Origin of the sequence: Paenibacillus sp. FSL H8-0122 (assembly GCF_038005345.1) — a bacterium.
In the GTDB taxonomy this organism is placed as follows: Bacteria; Bacillota; Bacilli; order Paenibacillales; family Paenibacillaceae; genus Paenibacillus_AQ.
This window is the reverse complement of record NZ_JBBOTB010000001.1, coordinates 4182605-4201523: the sequence shown is the minus strand read 5'-3', so window position 1 is coordinate 4201523 and position 18919 is coordinate 4182605. Positions and strand designations below refer to the sequence as shown.

Here is an 18919-nt window from a genome sequence, read left to right as displayed (position 1 = left end):
GAGAGATATGGTATGTTACCTTGTTCAATAGGATGGTATGATAGAAAGTGGGGTGAATTTAATTATGACAAACGAAACAACCAATGAGACCACGAATGAGCCGGTCAACGGTGAGGCGGAAGCTGCCGAGCAGGCCATGACCGAAGAGAACTGGAATGAGCTGCTCAAGGCTGTTTTTCATAACGGCATTGTAGCGCTCAAAATGAGCTTCAGCGATGTGGAAGGACAGGTGCTGAACCTGGACAACTACGGCCCGGTATATGTATTCCGTGTGAAGGATAAAGATAACGCTGATTATTACTGCGGCTTCTTCCTTCGTGAGCTGGCTGCCCGGTTCCAGTCCGGCAACAGTCCGGAGATCTGGATGGCCTCTTTCTTCCACGAACTGATGAAGACCAAGGGAGGCAACTCCATGCCTAAGCCGCTCGCCAGTGAAGAGGAAGCCAAGGCCGCTGTCGATAATGTGCTGGTTCCGATGTGTATCGCCGCTGTAACGGAGGAGTTCGCACCGGAGCAGGTGCATGCCGGACTGGCCTGGAACGAGGAGCATGGACCGGTCTTTGAAGCAGGCTTCCCTGCAATTACGGACGGAAATAACGTATGCGCTATCCCGCTCCATCTGTTACTGACCCATCTGCAGCTTAACCGTGATCCTTCGGAGCTGCTCGTGCAAGGGATGTACAAGATCCGCGAAGAGCACGGACTCGAGTAGTACGGCAATCAAGGTATCATCTTTGCAAAAGCATGAACCGCCTCCTTTGGAGAGCGGTTTTTTGCTGTGGCTGGGCTTGATGAGGCAGTGTCTTCCGAAAGGACGGCCCTTACTTTCCGCCGGGTTCGCTGAATTGTCAAATTTCTGGTTCTTCCGGGAAGCAAAAACGATATATATGGGATGTAGCAGAAGAAGGCGCTGCCAATATCCATATCCGAAACCGGTTGGGTAAGGTTTCAACTGCACGAACGTACGCGTGCATTGAAATAAGGCTGGCAATTTTGAAAGGCAAAAGAGGAGGACGAAGATGGTTAGAAGAGGTAAAGTCTTAAGCTTGTTCATGCTGTTCACGTTATTAATCGCACTGGTCCCTGCGGGGAGTGCAAGCGCAGCAACCTGGAATCTGGCCTGGAGCGATGAGTTCGACGGCTCCTCGCTGAACACCGCCAACTGGACGGCTGAGACGGGCACAGGCAGCGGCGGCTGGGGCAACAATGAACTGCAATACTATACGAACCGTTCACAGAACCTGAAGGTAACCGGCGGGAACTTGGTCATCACGGCGCAGAAAGAATCCTATGAAGGCATGAATTATACCTCGGCACGGATTAAGACACAGGGACTCAAGAATTTCACCTATGGCAAAATCGAAGCCAGAATCAAACTGCCTTCCGGCCAGGGATTATGGCCTGCGTTCTGGATGCTCGGCTCCAATATCAACACCCCGCCCGGCTGGCCGGCCTGCGGAGAGATCGATATTATGGAGCGGGTAAATAATAACGCTGCTGTCAACGGTACGGTGCACTGGGATGCAGGCGGCCATGCCGAATTCGGAAGGGTATCCGGTAATCTGGACTTCTCCCAATACCATGTATACAGTGTGGAATGGGATTCGAAGTACATCAGATGGTTCGTCGACGGCAACCAGTTCAATGAATTCTATATTGAGAACGGAACCGGCAATACGGAGGAATTCCAGAAGCCGTTCTTCCTGCTGCTGAACCTCGCGGTAGGCGGTAACTGGCCGGGCGCTCCGAACAGCTCCACCCCCTTCCCGGCGCAGATGCTTGTGGATTATGTACGGGTGTATCAGGCGGGTGCGCCTTCGACCGGCATTGTCAGCGGCGGGGTCTACACCTTAATGAACAAGGCAAGCGGCAAGGTAGTGGATGTGAAGGATGTGTCTACGGCAGACGGAGCGAAGCTGCATCAGTGGACCAATTATACCGCAGCCAATCAGCAATTCAGAGTGGAGAGTACAGGAGACGGCTTCTACAAGCTTACAGCGATGCATAGCGGCAAACTGCTGGATGTGCCGAATGCCTCCACGGCAAGCGGAGTCCAGCTCCAGCAAGCGAATGACAATGGAAGCAATGCCCAGCGGTGGAGCATCATCGATGTGGGCGGCGGATATTATAAGCTGATCTCCAAAGCCAGCGGGCTGGCCATGGATGTCTCTAACTCCTCTACCGCAGACGGAGCGGTCGTGCAGCAATGGACGGACAACGGAACCGACGCCCAGAAATGGCAGCTTATTAAAATTAATTAGGAGCGGACGAAGCAGCGGAATGCTTGTACTGCTGCAAAAGGGCTATAAGAAAGGGAGAAGCCCCGCAAGCCTGTCGGCTGGGCGGGGCTTCTTGCTGTTTGCGGCAAGCTTCTATTTCTTCGCGAACAGCTCAATACTGTGTGTCTCCACAATTGGATTCCAGATACGCTCTACCGATAGGGTAAGCGGCTGCGGATAATCTGCAGCTTGACTGTCAAAAGATAAACTTATCTCACTGGTTCCCGTACCATCTCTAGAGATCATGGTGCCGCCGAAGTCGATTAGTGGCGTTTCCCGATTCGTTCTATTATGCACCTGGCCGTTCGCATCGGTGAATTTGTCAGCCAGTTGTGCGCCGATGTTCTCCGCCTGTACCGCCCCTTGCGAATCGGTGAAATAAGACAGATGGGTCACCTTACGCCGGAGCAGAATCTCTGCTGCTGTTGCATGATGTTCTTCCTTGGATGTGACCATGTCCCAGTCGTTTGCCGGTGCTTCAATCACCTGCTGCTTGTTCAGATCGACCACAAATTTCATACGGTCCGGCTCCAGCGCCGAGATCCCGGCAATCTTTAGCGTGGTGGAGTCCGGCTGGTTAAGCTCGGTATGCCTGAACACCAGCGTGGCCTGCGAGGTGTCTTTGTACACCTCGGAATTATCGGCCGTGATTCTGCCCGGATAAACTAATTTCTCGGTTTGACTCCCGGTTGTTGCGGTCAGAACAGGATTCAGCAGGCTGAAAATCTGTTTGGTGTTTGCCTTGTCATACTCCAGATCGACATAAGTATTGAACGGAGTATACTGTACTTGGCGCACTTTGATCTTTTGACCATCCACGGTAAGCGTGCGATTCACAGGCAGTGTGTGCTCCTGGTCTTTGAATCTGTTCGGATCAAGCCCGAACGATACCTCAAGGCTGGTCCGATACTTGTTGCTGCTGGAAGCGAGTGCCTGGTTGGACGTTCCGGTGAGAATTAAAGTGAACTTCAACTCCTTGGAATCAGTGATGGAAGCCGGATAATTAGTGGAATAAATAAAATCTTTGCTCCCGCCGGGCTGAATCCGGGAGTCGCTATCGTACGCCATTTCCAAGGCTGCGCCCCGATGTGGATATGGAACCTCGTAATCACCAAACTGAATTTTCGTATCCGCAGGTATAATTTCTGTATCCGAATCGTTCTGCACGCTGAACAGGATATACACTTTACGGCCATCCGTGACAGCGCCATCTACATCCATGCGGTATCCATTGTTTGTTGCACTTTGACGGACCGGATTTACCAGATTTCGTTCCAGGATGTCGCCAACCACCCGGTTCGTTAATGGCTGTTTGCGATAGTCCGCAAAATCATTCCAGCTTTTGGTGCTGGCCGCCTGCACTGAACCGCTGAGGCCGGAATCGTCTATACCTCCAGATGGCAAGCCGATGGATGAGACAAGCACAAAAATGGCTGCGGCCGCGGCTAATACGGCGCCGGCCCCATAGGAATAGAAACGCCGTTTGCTGCGTTTTTTCCCTTGCGCCATTCCGCTGCGCATTGCATTATGAATTTTCAATTCCTGAATCTCCTCTGCATGAAGATGGACCTCCTGGGCATCCTGTTTCAGGACACGCTCTTCTTTTTCCAACATTTCTGTCACCTCCGATTTGCTCACAGATATTTCCGCAACAGCCTAAGTCCTTCACGCAGCCAGGTTTTGATCGTGCCTTCGGGCTTATTCAGTACCTTGGCAATTTCAGTGGTCGTCATATCCTGGTAATACTTGAGCATCACAGCATGCCGGTATTTCGGCTTCATCCGGCTCATCGCCCGCTCCAGATCGAGACGGTCGCTGCTCCTCATCTCCTGGGGCTCCTCCTCCAGCTTCTCTGTCAGCACAACGCGTTTTTTACGCCTTAGCTCATCCATGCAGCAGTTGATGGTAATCCGGAGCAGCCACGGTGTGAAGGCCTGCTCGTTCTTAAGCTGTTTGCGCTTCATCCAGGCCCGGCACGAGGCTTCCTGCACCGCTTCCAGGGCATCTGCTTCTGAGCGCAGATAGCTGTACGCGAGTGCATACAGTTTACGGTGCTCCTTTGCAAGCCGCTCATAGAACACCTCTTCATCCATCAGCGCCAGATCTGCTGTATTGGCTTTGTTCATTGTCTTCCCCCCATTCACCATCCCCTCTTCCTTATTGTGTTGGTCTATGGAAGAAGTCGTCCTTTAAATATGTTTTCATAAGTAAGACGGAGCTAACCGGAAAAACGATTGATTTTTATTAAAACACATATCAGTTAGGCCAACCAGTGACAAACAGGCCGCAGCCAAGCGCTATAATTGTACTACTATAAATATCCAGAATTGTGGTACTGTTAATTGTAAGCGCTACGATTGTGGCGGAGAACGGGAGGCGGTCGATATGAAAGGTTCTCGAAGCTCCTGCCTGTGTCTGCTTCTGATCATACTGTATATAGTGCTGGGTGGTTGTTCACGGAACTCAGGCGAAGACTCTCAAGGGGCAGCAGACAAGGTTGAGACGGCACCGCTGCAAAGCCCGGGGGTACAGAATCTGGTTTTTCACAGTGAAGCCCTGGACCGGGAGATGCGGCTCAGTGTCTATCTTCCTGCAGGGTACAATGCCTCTCAGCGTTATCCGGTGCTCTATTTCATCCATGGCTACGGCAGCCGGGAGACGGATATTTTTGACGGACTGAACCTTCAGCAGAATGCAGAACGACTGATTGAGGCCGGTCAAATCGAGCCGCTCATTATCGTCGCTCCCCAGATGGACAACAACTATGGGCTGAATGCTGTAGTTAATCCAGGTGATCCCGCAGCGCTGGGCGGTGAACGGTATGAGGATTATCTGGTCAAGGATGTTATAGAGTATACAGATTCGCATTTCAATACTCTGGCTGAGCGCGATTCCCGCTATATTGGCGGTATATCGATGGGTGGTTTTATCAGCCTGCATTCGGCGTTTTTGCATAGCGATGTCTATAGCAGGGTTGGCGGGCATAGCTCGGCGCTGTTCCTGGATGACTGGTCTCTTGCCGGAGGCGAGAACGGCCTGGTCCAGTTTCTCTATCCGACGGAAGCGCTGCGGCAGGAGCGTGACCCGCTTCTTTTGGCGTAGAACAGGGACTTATCGAAGTTGAGTATCTACCTGGACTGCGGGGCGGAGGATAGCTACCGGTTCTATGAAGGCACGGAGCAGCTGTATACCCTGCTTAAGGAGAAGGGCGTGCCGGTAGAATATCACCTCAGAGCAGGCCAGCATGACGGGGACTATTGGAAGAGCCACATGGACGAATATTTGAAGTTCTATGCCGGGAGGACAGATGGATCATGACGCTTACGAATTACAATTTGAATTTTGAAAAGCTGTGTGCTACATATAAGTTGGGCTTACTGAGTGGTGTGCCGGAGCAAATCTTCGGCGGTTTCCTCCACCGGATGTATCGTGTGACCACGAATCAGGCAGAGTATGCAGTGAAGGCGCTTAACCCGCAGCTGATGCGGAAGGAAGCTGTGATGAACAATATGATAGCAGCCGAAAAGGTAGCCATGCTGGCCCGCAGCCAGGGAGTGAACGCACTTTCTGCACTGCTGAATGAGGGAAGCTGTATACATGAAGCGGATGGGCAATATTATTTGCTGTTCCCTTGGATAGAAGGCCGTTCCATCTCTGCGGCTGAAGCGGGGCTGGAGCAATGCATTCTGATCGGACAAGCTCTGGCTGACATCCATGCGGCGGACTTCACTCCCCTCCATAACGAGCTCCAAAGGGACAGCACAGCGGAGGAATTACGGACAGATTGGCAAGGGTATGCCTTGCAGGGCGAAGCTATGGGCCTACCATGGGCTGCACCCCTTAAGGCTAATCTGGATAAGCTAAGCTGCTATGAAAAGCAGGTCAATGCCGCTATGGCGGTCCTTAGCGGGAACATAGTCATCAGCCACCGGGATCTGGACCCGAAGAATGTAATGTGGAGCTCTGAAGGCCAGCCCGTGATCATTGACTGGGAGGCCGCAGGCTGGGTTAACCCGGCGCAGGAGCTGATGGAAGTGGCGCTCTATTGGTCAGACTTTGAGAGTGGTCACATCCGCAAGGCAGATTTCTGTGCAGTAATCCATGCTTACCGTAATCAAGGGGGAGAAATTACTGATCCCTGGCCCGAGGTGCTAAGCAGCGGCTTCCATGGCAAAATAGGCTGGCTGGAGTATAGCCTCCGGCGGTCTCTGGGCCTGGAAGGACCGGATGCGACCGAGCGGGAGCTTGGAACGAGTCAGGTGCTGCCTACCCTGCAAGCATTGAATAACTATGCCGGATTCATTCCGGTATGCCTGCAATGGCTTGAAGATCTTTGAACCAACCCAAGGGAGATGAAGCCGAAGTGGAAAAGGACAAAGTTACCTATGAATCGGTGGACCAGTATATTGCCGCCTTTGCGCCGGAGGTCCAGGAGCTACTGCAGAGCTTGCGTAAGGTCATTTCGGAAGCCGCGCCGGAGGCAGAGGAGAAGATCAGCTATCAGATGCCGACCTGGTTCCTGCATAAGAATCTGGTGCATTTTGCCGCCTACAAGACGCATATTGGGTTCTACCCGGCACCCAGTGGAATCGAAGCCTTCAAGGAGGAACTGGCGCAGTACAAAGGAGCCAAGGGTTCGGTGCAGTTTCCCATCAAGGAGCCGCTCCCTTATGAGCTCATTACCAGAATCGTCAATTACAGAGTGGAAGAGAATCAGCAGCAGGCCGCAGAGAAGCGGAAGAAGAAGTAAGAGGACGGGCTCATGTCGATCCAATTTAAAATAAGGGGCTGTCCCGAAGCCGTGAACTGGCTACTTGGGACAGCCCCTAATAGTTGACGCTGTGCTTGATGGTGAACGTAACATAATTGTATTTCGTGCAATTAAAAACCGGAGAAAAAGAAAATCTTCCGGGATAACTGCAGTTTGTACAACTAATAATGTGACTGCGGGACATTTTTCAATAAATAAGGATATATAGTTGCACAGACTACAGCTAAAGCTCCCGCAACTCAAATTTCGCTCACTTTAGTTGTACAAACTACACTTAGTTAATCCCGCCAATGTCGGCTAGTCGCAGTATTTGCATGCAGTCACGAGAATGGCGGTTACTCGCAGCATTTACATTCAATCACGCCAATAGCGGTCAGACGCAGCATAGCCGCAGGTCTTGTAATTTGTAACCTGGAGGAAGAGCAGCTTGAATTCAGGTCCAGCCCCTGCCCTACAGTGCCTTATCGTCTATGCTGTTCAGCCAGCCCTCAATCTCTCCGATGACGGAGCCGATACAGCCATCCTCGAACGGGGAGGTTAGTCCGGCAAGCTTCACCAGCTCCGTGAAGGAACGGCTGCCTCCGGCCTGGCAGAGCTTCAGGTAATCCGGCCAAGCCGAGGTGAAGTCCTCGTTCGAGCGTTTCCAGAACTGGAAGGCGCAGAGCTGGGCCAGGGTATAGTCGATATAGTAGAACGGGGAACGGAAGATATGAGCCTGCTTGTGCCAGAAGCCGCCTTGTTCCAGATAAGCATTGCCGTCGTAATCACGGTGCGGCAGGTATTTCCGTTCAATGTCCCGCCAAGCCTGTTTGCGTTCCTGCGGCGTAGCTTCCGGATGCTCGTACACAAAATGCTGGAATTCATCGACAGAGACGCCATAAGGAATGAACTCCAGACTGTCCGCCAGGTGGTTGAAGCGGTACTTGTCCGCCTCCTCCTTGAAGAACAGGTCCATCCATGGCCAGGCGAAGAACTCCATACTCATCGAATGAATCTCAGCGGCTTCGGAGGTCGGGAACGCATATTCAGGGACCTCCATATTCCGGCTGGAATACACCTGGAAGGCGTGCCCGACCTCGTGGGTCAGCACATCGATATCCCCGGAGGTTCCATTGAAGTTGGAGAAAATGAACGGAGCACGGTAGTCGCTGAAGAAGGTGCAGTAGCCGCCGAATTCCTTGCCTTTTTTGCTGACCAGATCCATCAGCCCGTTCTCCTGCATGAAGGTGAAGAATTCACCGGTCTGCGGGGACATCTCCTGGTACATCTTCGCACCATTCGCCACGATCCAGTCCGGGTCTCCCTTAGGGGTAGCGTTGCCGGAATTGAACTTAATACCCTCATCGTAAAATTTCAGCCCGTCCAGCTGAAGGCGTTCGCGCTGGCGCTGCTTCAGCTTCCCTGCAACCGGCACGATATGCTCATGCACCTGCTTGCGGAAGTTCGCTACCATGTCCGCGTTGTAATCGGTACGTCCCATCCGGTCATACCCGAGCTCCACGAAGCTCTTGTATCCCAGCTTGGCAGCGATTCCCGCCCGGACCTTCACCAGCTCGTCATAGATCCGGTCGAATTCGGGTTCATGCTCTGCCATGAAGGCATTACGGGCTTCGAATACGCCTTTGCGGACTTCACGGTGCGTGGAAGAATCGAACGGAATCAGCTGTGCCAGCGTGCGTTCTTCGCCCTGGAACAGGATTTTGGCGGACGCGATCAATTGGGAGTATTCGGAGGACAGCTTATTCTCCAGCTGCAGATCTTCAATGACTTCAGGGCTGAAGGTACGCAGTGAGATTTCGGCCAGGCTTAGGAGCTGTGTTCCCCATTCCTGCTCGAACTCGGCTCTATATTTGGAGTTGACGACGGCTCTGTAATAATCCGTGATGTACTCCTGGATTACCGGTCCGGTCTCATCCATATAATCCTTCTCTGCCTTGTAGAATGCATCCTCCGTATCGATGGAGTGGCGGACACTCACGAGGGTCTCCATCGTATCGAAGCGGCTGCGCAGCTTATTGATTGCTGCCACGGCAGCCTTTTGCTCCTCCAGATTGCCTGTCTCCAGGTCCTTCAGCAGAGTGGTGAACTCCTGCTTGAATTGCTCCACATCCGGGCGTTCGTATACATATTCTGTGAATTTCATTTGCTGTATCGCATCCTTTCTTTACCATATAGATCTTATTATATAATCGGCGTCCGCAAAAAACTAATGTTCTTCCGGTAAACTTTGATTATAGCTAAACACTATACTCCTGGCACCGCGCACATCCGTTGTTGAACCAATATGGAAATTATTCTAGAATAGAGTTAATCTGCACCAATTATTAAATCCCGGGAGGTGATGACCCATGTTTCGGATGAGTCAGTATGTGAACGGCACGCTCCATGCAAAGCCTGTGAAATAACTAAGGCGAAAGCTTGGCATGGAGCGGATTCATATTCGCCTGAAGTATGTTTTAAGAAATACAGTTATTTATACACAGGCTTTGCCCTTAAAAGATTAATATATTTTAAGGAGCGAGCCAGAGATGCAATGTATAAATGCAGCAAAGCTGTTGCCAGACCACCTGCTGAAGGAGATTCAGCAATATATTCAAGGGGAAGCCCTGTATATCCCAACCTGCAAGAGCAAACGCCGAAAATGGGGCGAAAGCTCAGGGGCAGCCGATTACTATAAAGTCCGCAATGCTGAGATCCGTAGCCGCTTCCAAGAAGGTGCAGAGTTGTACCAATTGTGCGAGCAATACGGCTTATCCATCGACAGCATCCGTAAAATTGTATATTCCAAAAACCCGCAGAGCTGATCTGCGGGTTTTTGCGGTTGGAGAGGGCGTGGCTGCCCGGGAAAAGTGCCAAGCGGATGCCGTGTATGGTCAAGTGTGCATCGGTAATAGACAGTGGATGGTCAAGAGACATCAGCCAAGCTGCTATAGTTGAGTGCTGATCGGCTAAGGGTGCGATTTTCACAAAGGCTACGGACTGAGATTCCGCTATTGTGGATTTTCAGGACCAAGTGGAACTTTGGCGGACTGACAATCCGTTATTGCTGCTCAGACAGGCCGTTTGGGTGGTTTGTAAGGCGGATAGCGGAATCTCAGTCCGCGAACAAGCGAATAAGTAACAATTTCGGTAAAATAGCGGATTCTCAGTCCGCGCCATCAGGCTCGTGCGTCTCGTGTACCTCCGACATCAGTCTCCCGCACATCAGCTACCCCAAGCTCGTCGTAAAAACTAATATTCCAGGGACCCGCAGAGCTGAACTGCGGGTTTTTTTGAGGTTGGTGGGGGGCTACGGACTGAGATTCCGCTAATGTGGATTTACAGCGCCATATGGACTTTCGGCGGACTGACAATCCGTTATTGCTGCTTAGACAGGCCGTTTGGGTGGTATCTAAGGCGGATAGCGGAATCTCAGTCCGCGGCATTAGGCTCGTGCACATCGCCCCATCAGGCTCACGCACCTCCACGCCGGCAGACTCGTCCACCAAAAGTGGGGGAGTCAGGATTAGCGGTTCTTAGCAAAGTTAGACCCGGAGCTTATACGTGCGAACCCGCTCTGTACCACTCGCCACCTCCAGGACTTGTAGCTCAACGAGATGATGAAGAATGCGCCTCGCTTGGCGGTCACACACCCGCAAATGCGCGGCCAGCTCCAGCGGCGTCAGCGGACGCAGAATACGCCGGGCCAGGCGGACGGTTTCTGCCTCCAGCCAGGATAATGATGCAGATACATCAGTAGCAGCGAATCTGCCAATGAACGCAAGCACAAGCTGCTGGCATAGCTGAGGTTCTTCTGTAATAGACGGATAGGCAATGGGCAAAAAGGTCCAACCGTCCAGCGCCAGCAGACAATGCCGTCTGCATAAGTCTTTGAACCGTCTGACATCAAGGTCCCGCGCATGGGGACCAAAGCCTTGAATCTCGATGCCGCCTTTGGCACCGCCAGGCATGTACGCCAGGTCTAAGTAACGGTAACCGTTGTTGAAGTCACGGACCTCCCACTCCGCATACAAAGAATTGAAATTGCCGACAGCGGGAAACCAGACTGAGCGCAGAAACTCTACGGTCCCGTGCCCCAACCCCTTATTAAGAAACTCCAACCTTATTGAACTTGTCTCCGCATGAATCTGTTCCTGAAGCCATTCCTCAACATGCTGCTCGAATCTCGACAATGAAGCTTCCCCTTTACTGTAGATTAGCCGTGAAATCCGCAGTGATCCTGAACACAAGAAAAGCCGCCTCCATAGAGACGCATCCAGAGTTAGCTCCAGATAAACGCTCTATTGAGGCGGCGTGTTCTTCACGACCTATACCGGTTATTATACCGTATTTCTTTTTATAACCGGTACCATTTATTGCAGAAGAACCAATGAAGGAGTTGAGCCTGGTTGGACCTCCCAAACCTGCAGCTTGAACCCGCTGGAGCGCAGCTTGCGCAGAGGCCATTGTATAAGTCATTTTACAAAAATATACTGTAGCTGTAGGGAGAGAAGGCGGGAGGCGGTAGCGGTGAAAATCACGATTGAGCAGGTTCCGGAGGGCGGTGAGCCTGAAATTATTCTCAGGTGCAATGACCCGGATGAAGCTTTGCTGGGGCTGATCTACTCGGTGAACGCAGGCGCAAGGAAGCTGATTGGCATGAACGGGCTGCAAATGCACATCATCCATCAGCAGGAGGTCTATTATTTCGAGGCGGTCGATCATAAGGTGTTCATCTACTGCCAGGAGAAGGTGTATGAGTCAAGGCTGAAGCTGTATGAGCTGGAGACGGAGTATGAGTCTGGCGATTTTTTCAGAGCATCCAAATCCAGTATTCTGAATGTGGCCAAGATCGAGTCGCTCCGCCCGGTGCTCTACGGAAGATACGAGGCGCTGCTGCACAACGGTGAGAAGGTCTACATCTCCAGACAATACGTCCCGGTGCTCAAACGGAAGCTAGGGTTATAGCTGTGCTGTCAACACTTGAATAGGAGGAAAACTCATGATTACAACCAGAAAGTATGTGTCTTTGTTCGTGAAGGATCTGCTGGTGGCTTGCGGGGGGCTGATGGTGCTCGCGGCGGTTGTGCTGGCTCTGAACTCTACGGAGATGATCCGGGGCTCGCTGCTGGTGCAGCTGTTCCTGGGGGCTTCGGCATTTACCTGCTTCCGCTATGCGCTGGTGAATACGTATGAGGTAGATCCCAAAGTGCAGACGATCAGCTTCTATCTCTGCTTCATCCTTGCCGATGTGCTGGTAATTCTCTGGCTGTGGCAGTTCGCGGATGGCCCGCTGATGGATAAGGGAGTGCTGGTGCCGTTCGTCATTGTTATTCTGGTGGTCAAAAGTATGGTGTACGCCATGATGCACATCGACGGGAAGCGGGAAGCCAAGCAGCTTAATCAGAAGCTGAATGAGTATAAGCAGGGCGGGGATCAAGGAGACGAAGAGCTTTAGGAATCTCTGGTGATAGGGTTTATGAAAGCCATCTTGGAGGGGAAGCGGCCCGGGTGGCTTTTTTGGTGCTGAGTAAGCATGGGGATTTTTGTTACCTTTTGCAGACTGAACCGTAATAAGCCAAATGCTATACATAATCTTCCATGGAGATGATCTTATGCTGCTTCACAAGGTATCCCTGACAGAAATGATGAGCCGGATTCACGAACCCGGATATTCACCCGAAACTGTGCTTGACCAGTACATGGAGCGTTACAGACGACTTGAGCCGCATATCCATGCATTTGTCCCTGAGGATGAGGTTGAAGGGCGTTTGGTTTCGGAAAAAGCTCTGCTGCAACGTACCTACAGCGGAGATGAACGTAAACCGGCCCTATTCGGCATTCCTGTGGGCATTAAGGATCTGCTGCATGTAGACGGTCTGCCGACCCGGGCGGGGTCGCAGCTATCCGCTGAGCTGTTAGCCGGTGCCCAGGGGTCTCTGGTCACTAAGCTGCGTGCCCTCGGGGCAGTAATTGCAGGCAAGACGGTGACCGAGGAATTCGCCTATAACGGGCCGATTGCTACGCTTAATCCGCATAATACTGCGCATACTCCCGGCGGTTCCAGTGCAGGCTCCGCCGCAGCGGTGGCTGCGGGGCTCTGTCCGCTGGCTGTGGGCACACAGACGCTGCGTTCGGTGATCGCCCCGGCGTCCTTTTGCGGAGTGGTCGGGTTCAAGCCCAGCTATGGCCGGGTTCCGCTGGATGGGGTGCTGCTGTTCTCACCGTCTTTTGACACAGTAGGGTTCTTCACACAAAACTTGCCTGATATGGAGGCAGCGGCAGCCTTGCTTGTCCCGGACTGGGAGGCTCCTGCTGCCCCAATCCCCCGTAAGCCGGTTCTGGGTATCCCCAAGGGAGTCTATATGGAGCTGATGAGCGCGGAAGTCAAAGGGGTGTTCGAGGCTCAGATCACAGGACTTAAGCAGCTTGGATATGAAGTCCGTTATGTCCAAATGCCGTGGGAGGATGAACTCATCTACGGAAATGCCATGCTGCGTTTCATTGAGGGGGAGCTGGCACGGGAGCATAAAGATAGATTCGCGGTGCATAGAGTAGAATACGGCGATCCCGTGCAGGAAGCGATCCTTAGAGGACAGCAGATTCCGGAGGAAGAGCTGGAGCAGTACCGCACCCGGCAACAGGAGCTGCGGCGTGATCTGATGGAGCTTATGGAGCAAGAGGGAATCGACCTGTGGGTCTCTCCGGCCCAAGGGGGGACTGCGCCGAAGATCGAGGAGCGGAATACGGGCTGGGCAGGGATGCCTGCGGTCTGGGGCTTCGCGGGAGTGCCGACGGTCAGTCTGCCTGCGGCAATGCTTGAAGGCATGCCGCTCGGCTTCCAGTGTATAGGAAGATACGGAGAAGACGAGATGCTGTTAGCCTGGGCGCGCCAGCTATGGCCGCAGCTGGCGGAGGAGTAACCGCTCCCCGTGATATAAGGAGCGGTTGCCGGGCCGGTTATTTTGTTTGGGGGTCCCCGCAAAGTACCTGAATATCCTTCGAAGCTAAAGTCTCACTTTGTGGGGTTTCTTGGGGGGGAGCAGCGGCGCTTCAGGAACCGTACGTCGATCTCCCCGCTGCCGCCGGTATTCGGCTTCAGGCGGAGAGGGAAGGCGTTACGCTTCAGCAAGAGCTTCACCTGGCGCGGCGTGAGACGAGGCGCAAGCTGGAGCAGCTGTGCGGCGGCACCGGACACGATGGGCGTGGAGATGCTGGTGCCGGACAGCTTGAAATACCGCTTGCCGACCTTATTGCGCGGCAATTCACGGACCAGCCGGGAGCCGGGGGCGCGCAGCGAGATCACTGAATTGCCGGGGGCGACCAGATCCGGCTTCACCTTGCCGCCGGGAGCGGGTCCCCGGCTGGAATAGACGGCGATCCGGTCATCCTTCTGCGTCAGCGTCCGGCGGTCATTGACGGCTCCGACGGTGATCGCGGAGGGGCTGATCCCGGGGGACTCTACGGTCCTGCGCCGAGGGCCGGCATTGCCGGCGGCGATGACTACGGTGAGGCCGGCTTTGACGGCTTTTTCCACGGCCTGGACGAGAAGATCATCCTTGACATGCGGAGCCACCGGTCCGCCGAAGGACATGGAGAGGATGCGCAGCTTCAGTTTTTTGCGGCGGGTGATGCAGTATTCAATCGCCTTGATGATGGTGGAGTCATAGCCGTCCCCATACTTATCCAGCACCTTGATTCCGACAATCCCCGCTTCCGGCGCGGGTCCCCGGTACTTGCCCCGGCTGGACCAGCCGTTACCGGCGGCATCCCCGGTGATATGCGTCCCGTGTCCGTTGTCGTCATACGGGCATTTCCGGTGATTGATATAATCCTTGAACGCCAGGATGCGGTTCACCGGCCGGGTCAGATCGGGATGCGGATAGACTCCGGTATCGAGCACAGCGATATTGATGCCTTTGCCGGTAAGTCCTCTTGAGCGTCTAACTGCTGTAGCGCCTATGGATGGAGTTGCTATGTTGAGCGTAGCCTTCTTGATTCCATCCAGATAGACTTTATGGACTCCATTCCAGCGGCATACATGCTCCAGACATTTCAGGGAGACCTGTGAAGCTACGGCCTGATGCAGCCGCAGATGATGCTTGACCGGGAGGACATGCCGTCCCAGGTGCTTCCTTAGTTCGCGGAGTCCCGCCGGAGTAACTGGTTGTCTGAATTGTATGATCACCGGTATAGCAGCATTTGCAGCAGTAGTGGAATAGGCTCTGCGGATCTTATGCTTCAGGGGCCGGTTGAGCTTGGCGGCATGATGCCTGACCCATGATGGTACACTCTTCATAATGTAATCACCTCTATGAAGCAGTGTATGCGGCAAGCTGCCTCGTGGGTACGAAACCATGAATCGGTACAGCGATACATTTATGTAAATAACAGGCGATAACGCGTTTCGGCTGATTCTTCTATTGCATTTACTACTGTATTCCAATAGAAAGTGGTGAAGTAAATGAGAGAATCAGAGAAGAAGGCATTGCTGGCAAAACGTCAATTGATGGCTAAAAAAGCAAGAGCAGCGGCGGTAGTAAGACCCAAGAGACGGCGGATCAGACAGGTGCTTAATAATTTCATCGTGCTTGCCGTGAACAATAACAATGTCCCTTACGAAACACAGGGCTGGACGGCAACACTGACCCGGAGCTCCGGCACTGTGATCACGGCACAATTCGATGAATTCGGCGTTGCCCAGTTTAATACGATCAGTACGCTGACAACAGTCAGCTACACGCTCCGAATTATCGACGCGGATAATGTGCAGCGCACACAGAAGTTTGTCCCGTCGAACCGCGAGTTTTTTGTAGCACGCTTCTAAGGCTGTGCGCCTATTTATATTCTATGAACAGTGCAAGATAGAGAGCTAGATTGCATAGTGTATCTATGAATGACGGAATGAAAGAGCTGTTTCCAGGGCCGGAGGGCTGATGGGGGCAGCTCTTTTGATATATGTGTGAGATAATATTTCGTTTGTCAAGCATTAAGGGGAGTTGGCGTTAAAATATTGGCTCAATGTACAATCCCGTCCGCAGAATTCAGCTCTTATGACAATAAACCTTCCATCAATATTCAAAAGCGGGGGCATACCCTATATAATATCGCCATAGATGTATATCAGGGATTGTGGAGCAGGATGCCAAGCGGGCAGCAGCTATGAGCTGAAGATGCCCTGGAAAGGTCTGAGGAATGATGAGCCTGGAAGCCTTGAATGAACGTGTGAATACGGATCTCTCTTATCTCGCCTATGGCGGCGCGGACTGGGTCCGCCCTGTGGAGCATGAGGAAGGCCATGTCTATGATGTCGTCATTGTGGGCGGGGGCCAGAGCGGGCTCGGTGCGGCTTTTGGCCTGCTGCGCGAACGGATCTCGAATCTGCTGATCATCGATGAGAATCGTGACGGGCTGGAGGGGCCGTGGGAGACCTATGCCCGGATGGTGACGCTGCGCACACCAAAGCATCTGATCTCGATTGATCTCGGAATCCCGTCGCTGACCTTCCGCTCCTGGTGGGAGGCTCAGCATGGGGCGGGGGCCTGGAGTGAGGTGGATAAAATTCCGCGCGGGCAGTGGATGGAGTATCTGCGCTGGTACCGGCAGATTCTGAAGCTGCCGGTACGTAACGAGGTGCAGCTAATGCTGGTTGAACCTGGTAACGATGGAATCTACCGTCTGCAGGTTACAGGAGCGGGTGCGCCGGCCGGAACGCTGCTGGCCCGTAAGGTGGTGCTGGCTACCGGTATTCAAGGCGGAGGGCAGTGGCATGTTCCGCCAATGATTGCAGATCATCTGCCGGAGCGCCTGTATGCCCATACTTCCCGGCAGATTGACTTCGCTGCCCTTCGCGGCAAGCGGGTGGGGATTCTCGGCGGCGGGGCGTCTGCCTTCGACAATGCCAATTACGCGCTTCAGGAGGGCGCGTCTGAGGCCCAGGTCTTCGTCCGCCGGACGCAGCTGCCGGGGGTGAATCCGATCCGCCAGATGGAGGGCTCGGGAATGATTGAGCGGTTCCATACCCTGGCGGATGCGGACAAATATACAGTCATCTCGCATTTCTTCCAGTATAATCAGCCGCCGACGGGCGATACCTTCCGCCGGGCAGCGGCATGGCCCGGCTTCCGGCTGCATCTCGGCTCGCCGTGGCTGAAGGTGGAGGCTGCGGGGGAGCAGGCGGTGGTGACTACACCTGCCGGTGAGTTCAGCTTCGACTATCTGATCATCAGCACGGGCCTGCTCAGCGATCCTGCCCTGCGGCCGGAGCTGCGGCAGGTGGAGCCTCATATTGCCCGCTGGAGCGACCGGTACACAGCGCCTGCGGGAGCGGCGAATCCGCTGCTGGATGCACACCCTTACCTTAGTCCAGGCTTTGCCCTTCAGAGCCGGGATGAAGCAGGCCGCAAGCTGCTGCATGGCTTATTCGTGTTCAACTATTCCGCGCTGGCCAGCTGCGGGTTATCGGCATCGGCGATCTCGGGACTGCGCAATGCGATTCCGAGACTGGTCAGCGGCGTGGCAGACCAGCTGTTCCTGGATGACCGGGAGCAGATCCTGCAGGCTTATTATGATTACGATGAGATTGAATTTACAGGCCAGTAAGACGGCCGGAAGAGGCTGTACCTGAGGCGGGCAATGACCTCTGGTGCAGCCTCTTGGCGTGCAGAGCGGATAGATTGGCCAGTGCCTGAGAGCTGACTGGCAGCCGGTTCAGGCAGTAATCCTGGCGTACAGCGCGAAGAACACCGCCAGCTCGCCCATAATCAGGACATTCGGTACATGGACTAGAAGATCCAGCACATAGAAGCAGGCCAGAATGACGGTCAGCCCTGCCAGCGGCTTCATTCCCAGCCGATGCTGCTGATGTCTGTAGACCTGGAAGACCAGTACTGTGGAAGCGAAGTAGAGCAGTACGGAGCCGAACAACAGGTTCAGCATCGGCCCATAATGTAGCTGATCCAGGAACAGCAGCTGGATGGACGCAGCAAGCATACATAGCGACAGATAGATGAACAGATGCCCGTAGATAATCGTCTGTCCGGCAGTCTGGATGTGCATATCGACCTTCTTCTCCAGGTTGTCATAATACTGCCACCATATGGCGATGATCAGCACAAAGGTGAGCGCAGCGAAGCCGACCGATTGTCCGGTCCAGCTGCTGGATTGCAGTACGGCGAGAATGCTGACCACGGATTCGCCGAGCAGGATCAAGGCGAACAGGGAGAAGCGCTCCAGCAGATGATGGGTATTGGCGGGCGTCTTCACCAGAATCCTCCGTCCCGTCAGCGGGAGAATAATGTCTAGTATAATCCCGGCGTACAGTACCGCATACCGCAGCCAAGAATCGAAGAACAGAGAGCAGGCCGAAATCGTAAGTCCAATCCAGAAGCGTGATCCCAGATAACGGGCGGTGCTCCGCAGATGTCCGCTTTCTCTGGAATGGCTGTAATGATACTGGACCGCAGTCATGATCCGGAGTCCGAGGTAGCCAATCAGAAACGGCAGATAGTTGGCATCGAAATCCACAGACAGACTGGCCGTCATGATCAGCACGAAGAATAATTGAATGATCAGAAACACGCGGTGCGGGACGGTATCCTTCCCATAGCGGTTAACGAAGAGCGTCTGGCCGACCCAGGCCCACCAGATCGGAATGAAGATCAGTATGAATTTGCCCAGTGTCTCAAGGGACAGGGTCTCGTGTTCTACATGCAGCAGCACATGGCTGGCTTTGGAGACCGCAGCGACAAACAGCAGATCGTAGAAGAGCTCCAGCCAGGTTACCTTTTTGATGATCATTGCGTTAGTCCCCTTTGCCGTTTGTTGTCCGGAGCTGTCCGGTTTACAAGTATAATAATGGCTCTCCACAGAAGAAGGCAAGAATATCTGT

Annotated in this window: 18 protein-coding genes; 12 read left to right on the top strand and 6 right to left on the bottom strand. The window is 53.5% G+C overall.

Translation table 11 applies throughout. From position 1 onward, the window contains the following. The first annotated feature begins 64 nt into the window (after positions 1-64). Complete coding sequence (locus NSS64_RS18200; protein ID WP_340942146.1) at positions 65-712, top strand: hypothetical protein; 648 nt, start codon at positions 65-67, stop codon at positions 710-712. 307 nt (positions 713-1019) lie between these two features. Further along, on the top strand, positions 1020-2261 hold the full coding sequence (locus tag NSS64_RS18195) for an RICIN domain-containing protein (RefSeq protein WP_341141046.1): 1242 nt from the start codon (positions 1020-1022) through the stop codon (positions 2259-2261). A 111-nt stretch (positions 2262-2372) separates the two neighbouring features. On the opposite strand, the gene NSS64_RS18190 is transcribed toward NSS64_RS18195, so the two are convergent. Together NSS64_RS18190 and NSS64_RS18185 are read right to left on the bottom strand one after the other, a co-directional pair. Then, positions 2373-3893 carry a DUF4179 domain-containing protein gene (locus tag NSS64_RS18190; RefSeq protein ID WP_341141045.1) on the bottom strand — a complete coding sequence of 507 codons (1521 nt, stop codon included), beginning with the start codon at positions 3891-3893 and terminating at the stop codon, positions 2373-2375. 20 nt (positions 3894-3913) lie between these two features. Further along, positions 3914-4405, bottom strand: a complete 492-nt coding sequence (locus NSS64_RS18185) for a sigma-70 family RNA polymerase sigma factor (protein WP_339255164.1) — start codon at positions 4403-4405, stop codon at positions 3914-3916. A 259-nt stretch (positions 4406-4664) separates the two neighbouring features. Between NSS64_RS18185 and NSS64_RS18180 the strand changes: the two genes are divergently transcribed. The 4 genes from NSS64_RS18180 to NSS64_RS18165 are packed head-to-tail and all read left to right on the top strand — an operon-like array spanning position 4665 to position 7029. Then, complete coding sequence (locus NSS64_RS18180; RefSeq protein ID WP_341141044.1) at positions 4665-5381, top strand: alpha/beta hydrolase; 717 nt, start codon at positions 4665-4667, stop codon at positions 5379-5381. Between the two features lie 18 nt (positions 5382-5399). After that, positions 5400-5597 (top strand): hypothetical protein, encoded by a 198-nt coding sequence (locus tag NSS64_RS18175; protein WP_341141043.1) that lies wholly within the window; start codon positions 5400-5402, stop codon positions 5595-5597. After that, entirely contained in the window at positions 5594-6616 is a 1023-nt protein-coding gene (locus tag NSS64_RS18170) for an aminoglycoside phosphotransferase family protein (protein WP_341141042.1), read from the top strand. The genes NSS64_RS18175 and NSS64_RS18170 overlap by 4 nt, the downstream gene beginning before the upstream one ends. Positions 6617-6642: 26 nt before the next feature. After that, entirely contained in the window at positions 6643-7029 is a 387-nt protein-coding gene (locus tag NSS64_RS18165) for an iron chaperone (RefSeq protein ID WP_341141041.1), read from the top strand. Positions 7030-7501: 472 nt separating this feature from the next. Here NSS64_RS18165 and NSS64_RS18160 read toward each other — a convergent pair whose 3' ends face one another. Continuing rightward, positions 7502-9193 carry a M3 family oligoendopeptidase gene (locus NSS64_RS18160; RefSeq protein WP_341141040.1) on the bottom strand — a complete coding sequence of 564 codons (1692 nt, stop codon included), beginning with the start codon at positions 9191-9193 and terminating at the stop codon, positions 7502-7504. Positions 9194-9578: 385 nt separating this feature from the next. On the opposite strand from NSS64_RS18160, the gene NSS64_RS18155 reads away from it, so the two are divergent. Then, complete coding sequence (locus tag NSS64_RS18155) at positions 9579-9854, top strand: CD3324 family protein (protein ID WP_209874583.1); 276 nt, start codon at positions 9579-9581, stop codon at positions 9852-9854. Positions 9855-10574: 720 nt separating this feature from the next. Here NSS64_RS18155 and NSS64_RS18150 read toward each other — a convergent pair. Then, positions 10575-11222 (bottom strand): transcriptional regulator, encoded by a 648-nt coding sequence (locus NSS64_RS18150; RefSeq protein WP_341141039.1) that lies wholly within the window; start codon positions 11220-11222, stop codon positions 10575-10577. Between the two features lie 337 nt (positions 11223-11559). On the opposite strand from NSS64_RS18150, the gene NSS64_RS18145 reads away from it, so the two are divergent. The 3 genes from NSS64_RS18145 to NSS64_RS18135 all read left to right on the top strand — a co-directional run bounded on the left by NSS64_RS18145 (position 11560) and on the right by NSS64_RS18135 (position 13952). Continuing rightward, the gene (locus tag NSS64_RS18145) at positions 11560-11997 is read left to right on the top strand and encodes a LytTR family DNA-binding domain-containing protein (protein ID WP_341141038.1); all 438 of its coding nucleotides are present in this window, start codon (positions 11560-11562) and stop codon (positions 11995-11997) included. Positions 11998-12031: 34 nt separating this feature from the next. Next, entirely contained in the window at positions 12032-12487 is a 456-nt protein-coding gene (locus NSS64_RS18140) for a hypothetical protein (RefSeq protein WP_341141037.1), read from the top strand. Positions 12488-12644: 157 nt separating this feature from the next. Further along, positions 12645-13952 (top strand): amidase, encoded by a 1308-nt coding sequence (locus NSS64_RS18135; RefSeq protein WP_341141036.1) that lies wholly within the window; start codon positions 12645-12647, stop codon positions 13950-13952. A gap of 92 nt (positions 13953-14044) precedes the next feature. Here NSS64_RS18135 and NSS64_RS18130 read toward each other — a convergent pair whose 3' ends face one another. Next, the gene (locus NSS64_RS18130) at positions 14045-15328 is read right to left on the bottom strand and encodes a S8 family peptidase (RefSeq protein ID WP_341141035.1); all 1284 of its coding nucleotides are present in this window, start codon (positions 15326-15328) and stop codon (positions 14045-14047) included. Between the two features lie 165 nt (positions 15329-15493). Between NSS64_RS18130 and NSS64_RS18125 the strand changes: the two genes are divergently transcribed. Together NSS64_RS18125 and NSS64_RS18120 are read left to right on the top strand one after the other, a co-directional pair. Then, positions 15494-15856: a hypothetical protein gene (locus tag NSS64_RS18125; protein ID WP_341141034.1), complete on the top strand. Its 363-nt coding sequence runs from the start codon at positions 15494-15496 to the stop codon at positions 15854-15856. A 371-nt stretch (positions 15857-16227) separates the two neighbouring features. Then, positions 16228-17631 (top strand): NAD(P)/FAD-dependent oxidoreductase, encoded by a 1404-nt coding sequence (locus NSS64_RS18120; protein WP_341142839.1) that lies wholly within the window; start codon positions 16228-16230, stop codon positions 17629-17631. Positions 17632-17739: 108 nt separating this feature from the next. Here the strand turns inward: NSS64_RS18120 and NSS64_RS18115 are convergent, their stop codons facing one another. Further along, positions 17740-18828, bottom strand: a complete 1089-nt coding sequence (locus NSS64_RS18115) for a low temperature requirement protein A (RefSeq protein WP_341141033.1) — start codon at positions 18826-18828, stop codon at positions 17740-17742. Between the last annotated feature and the right edge of the window lie 91 nt (positions 18829-18919).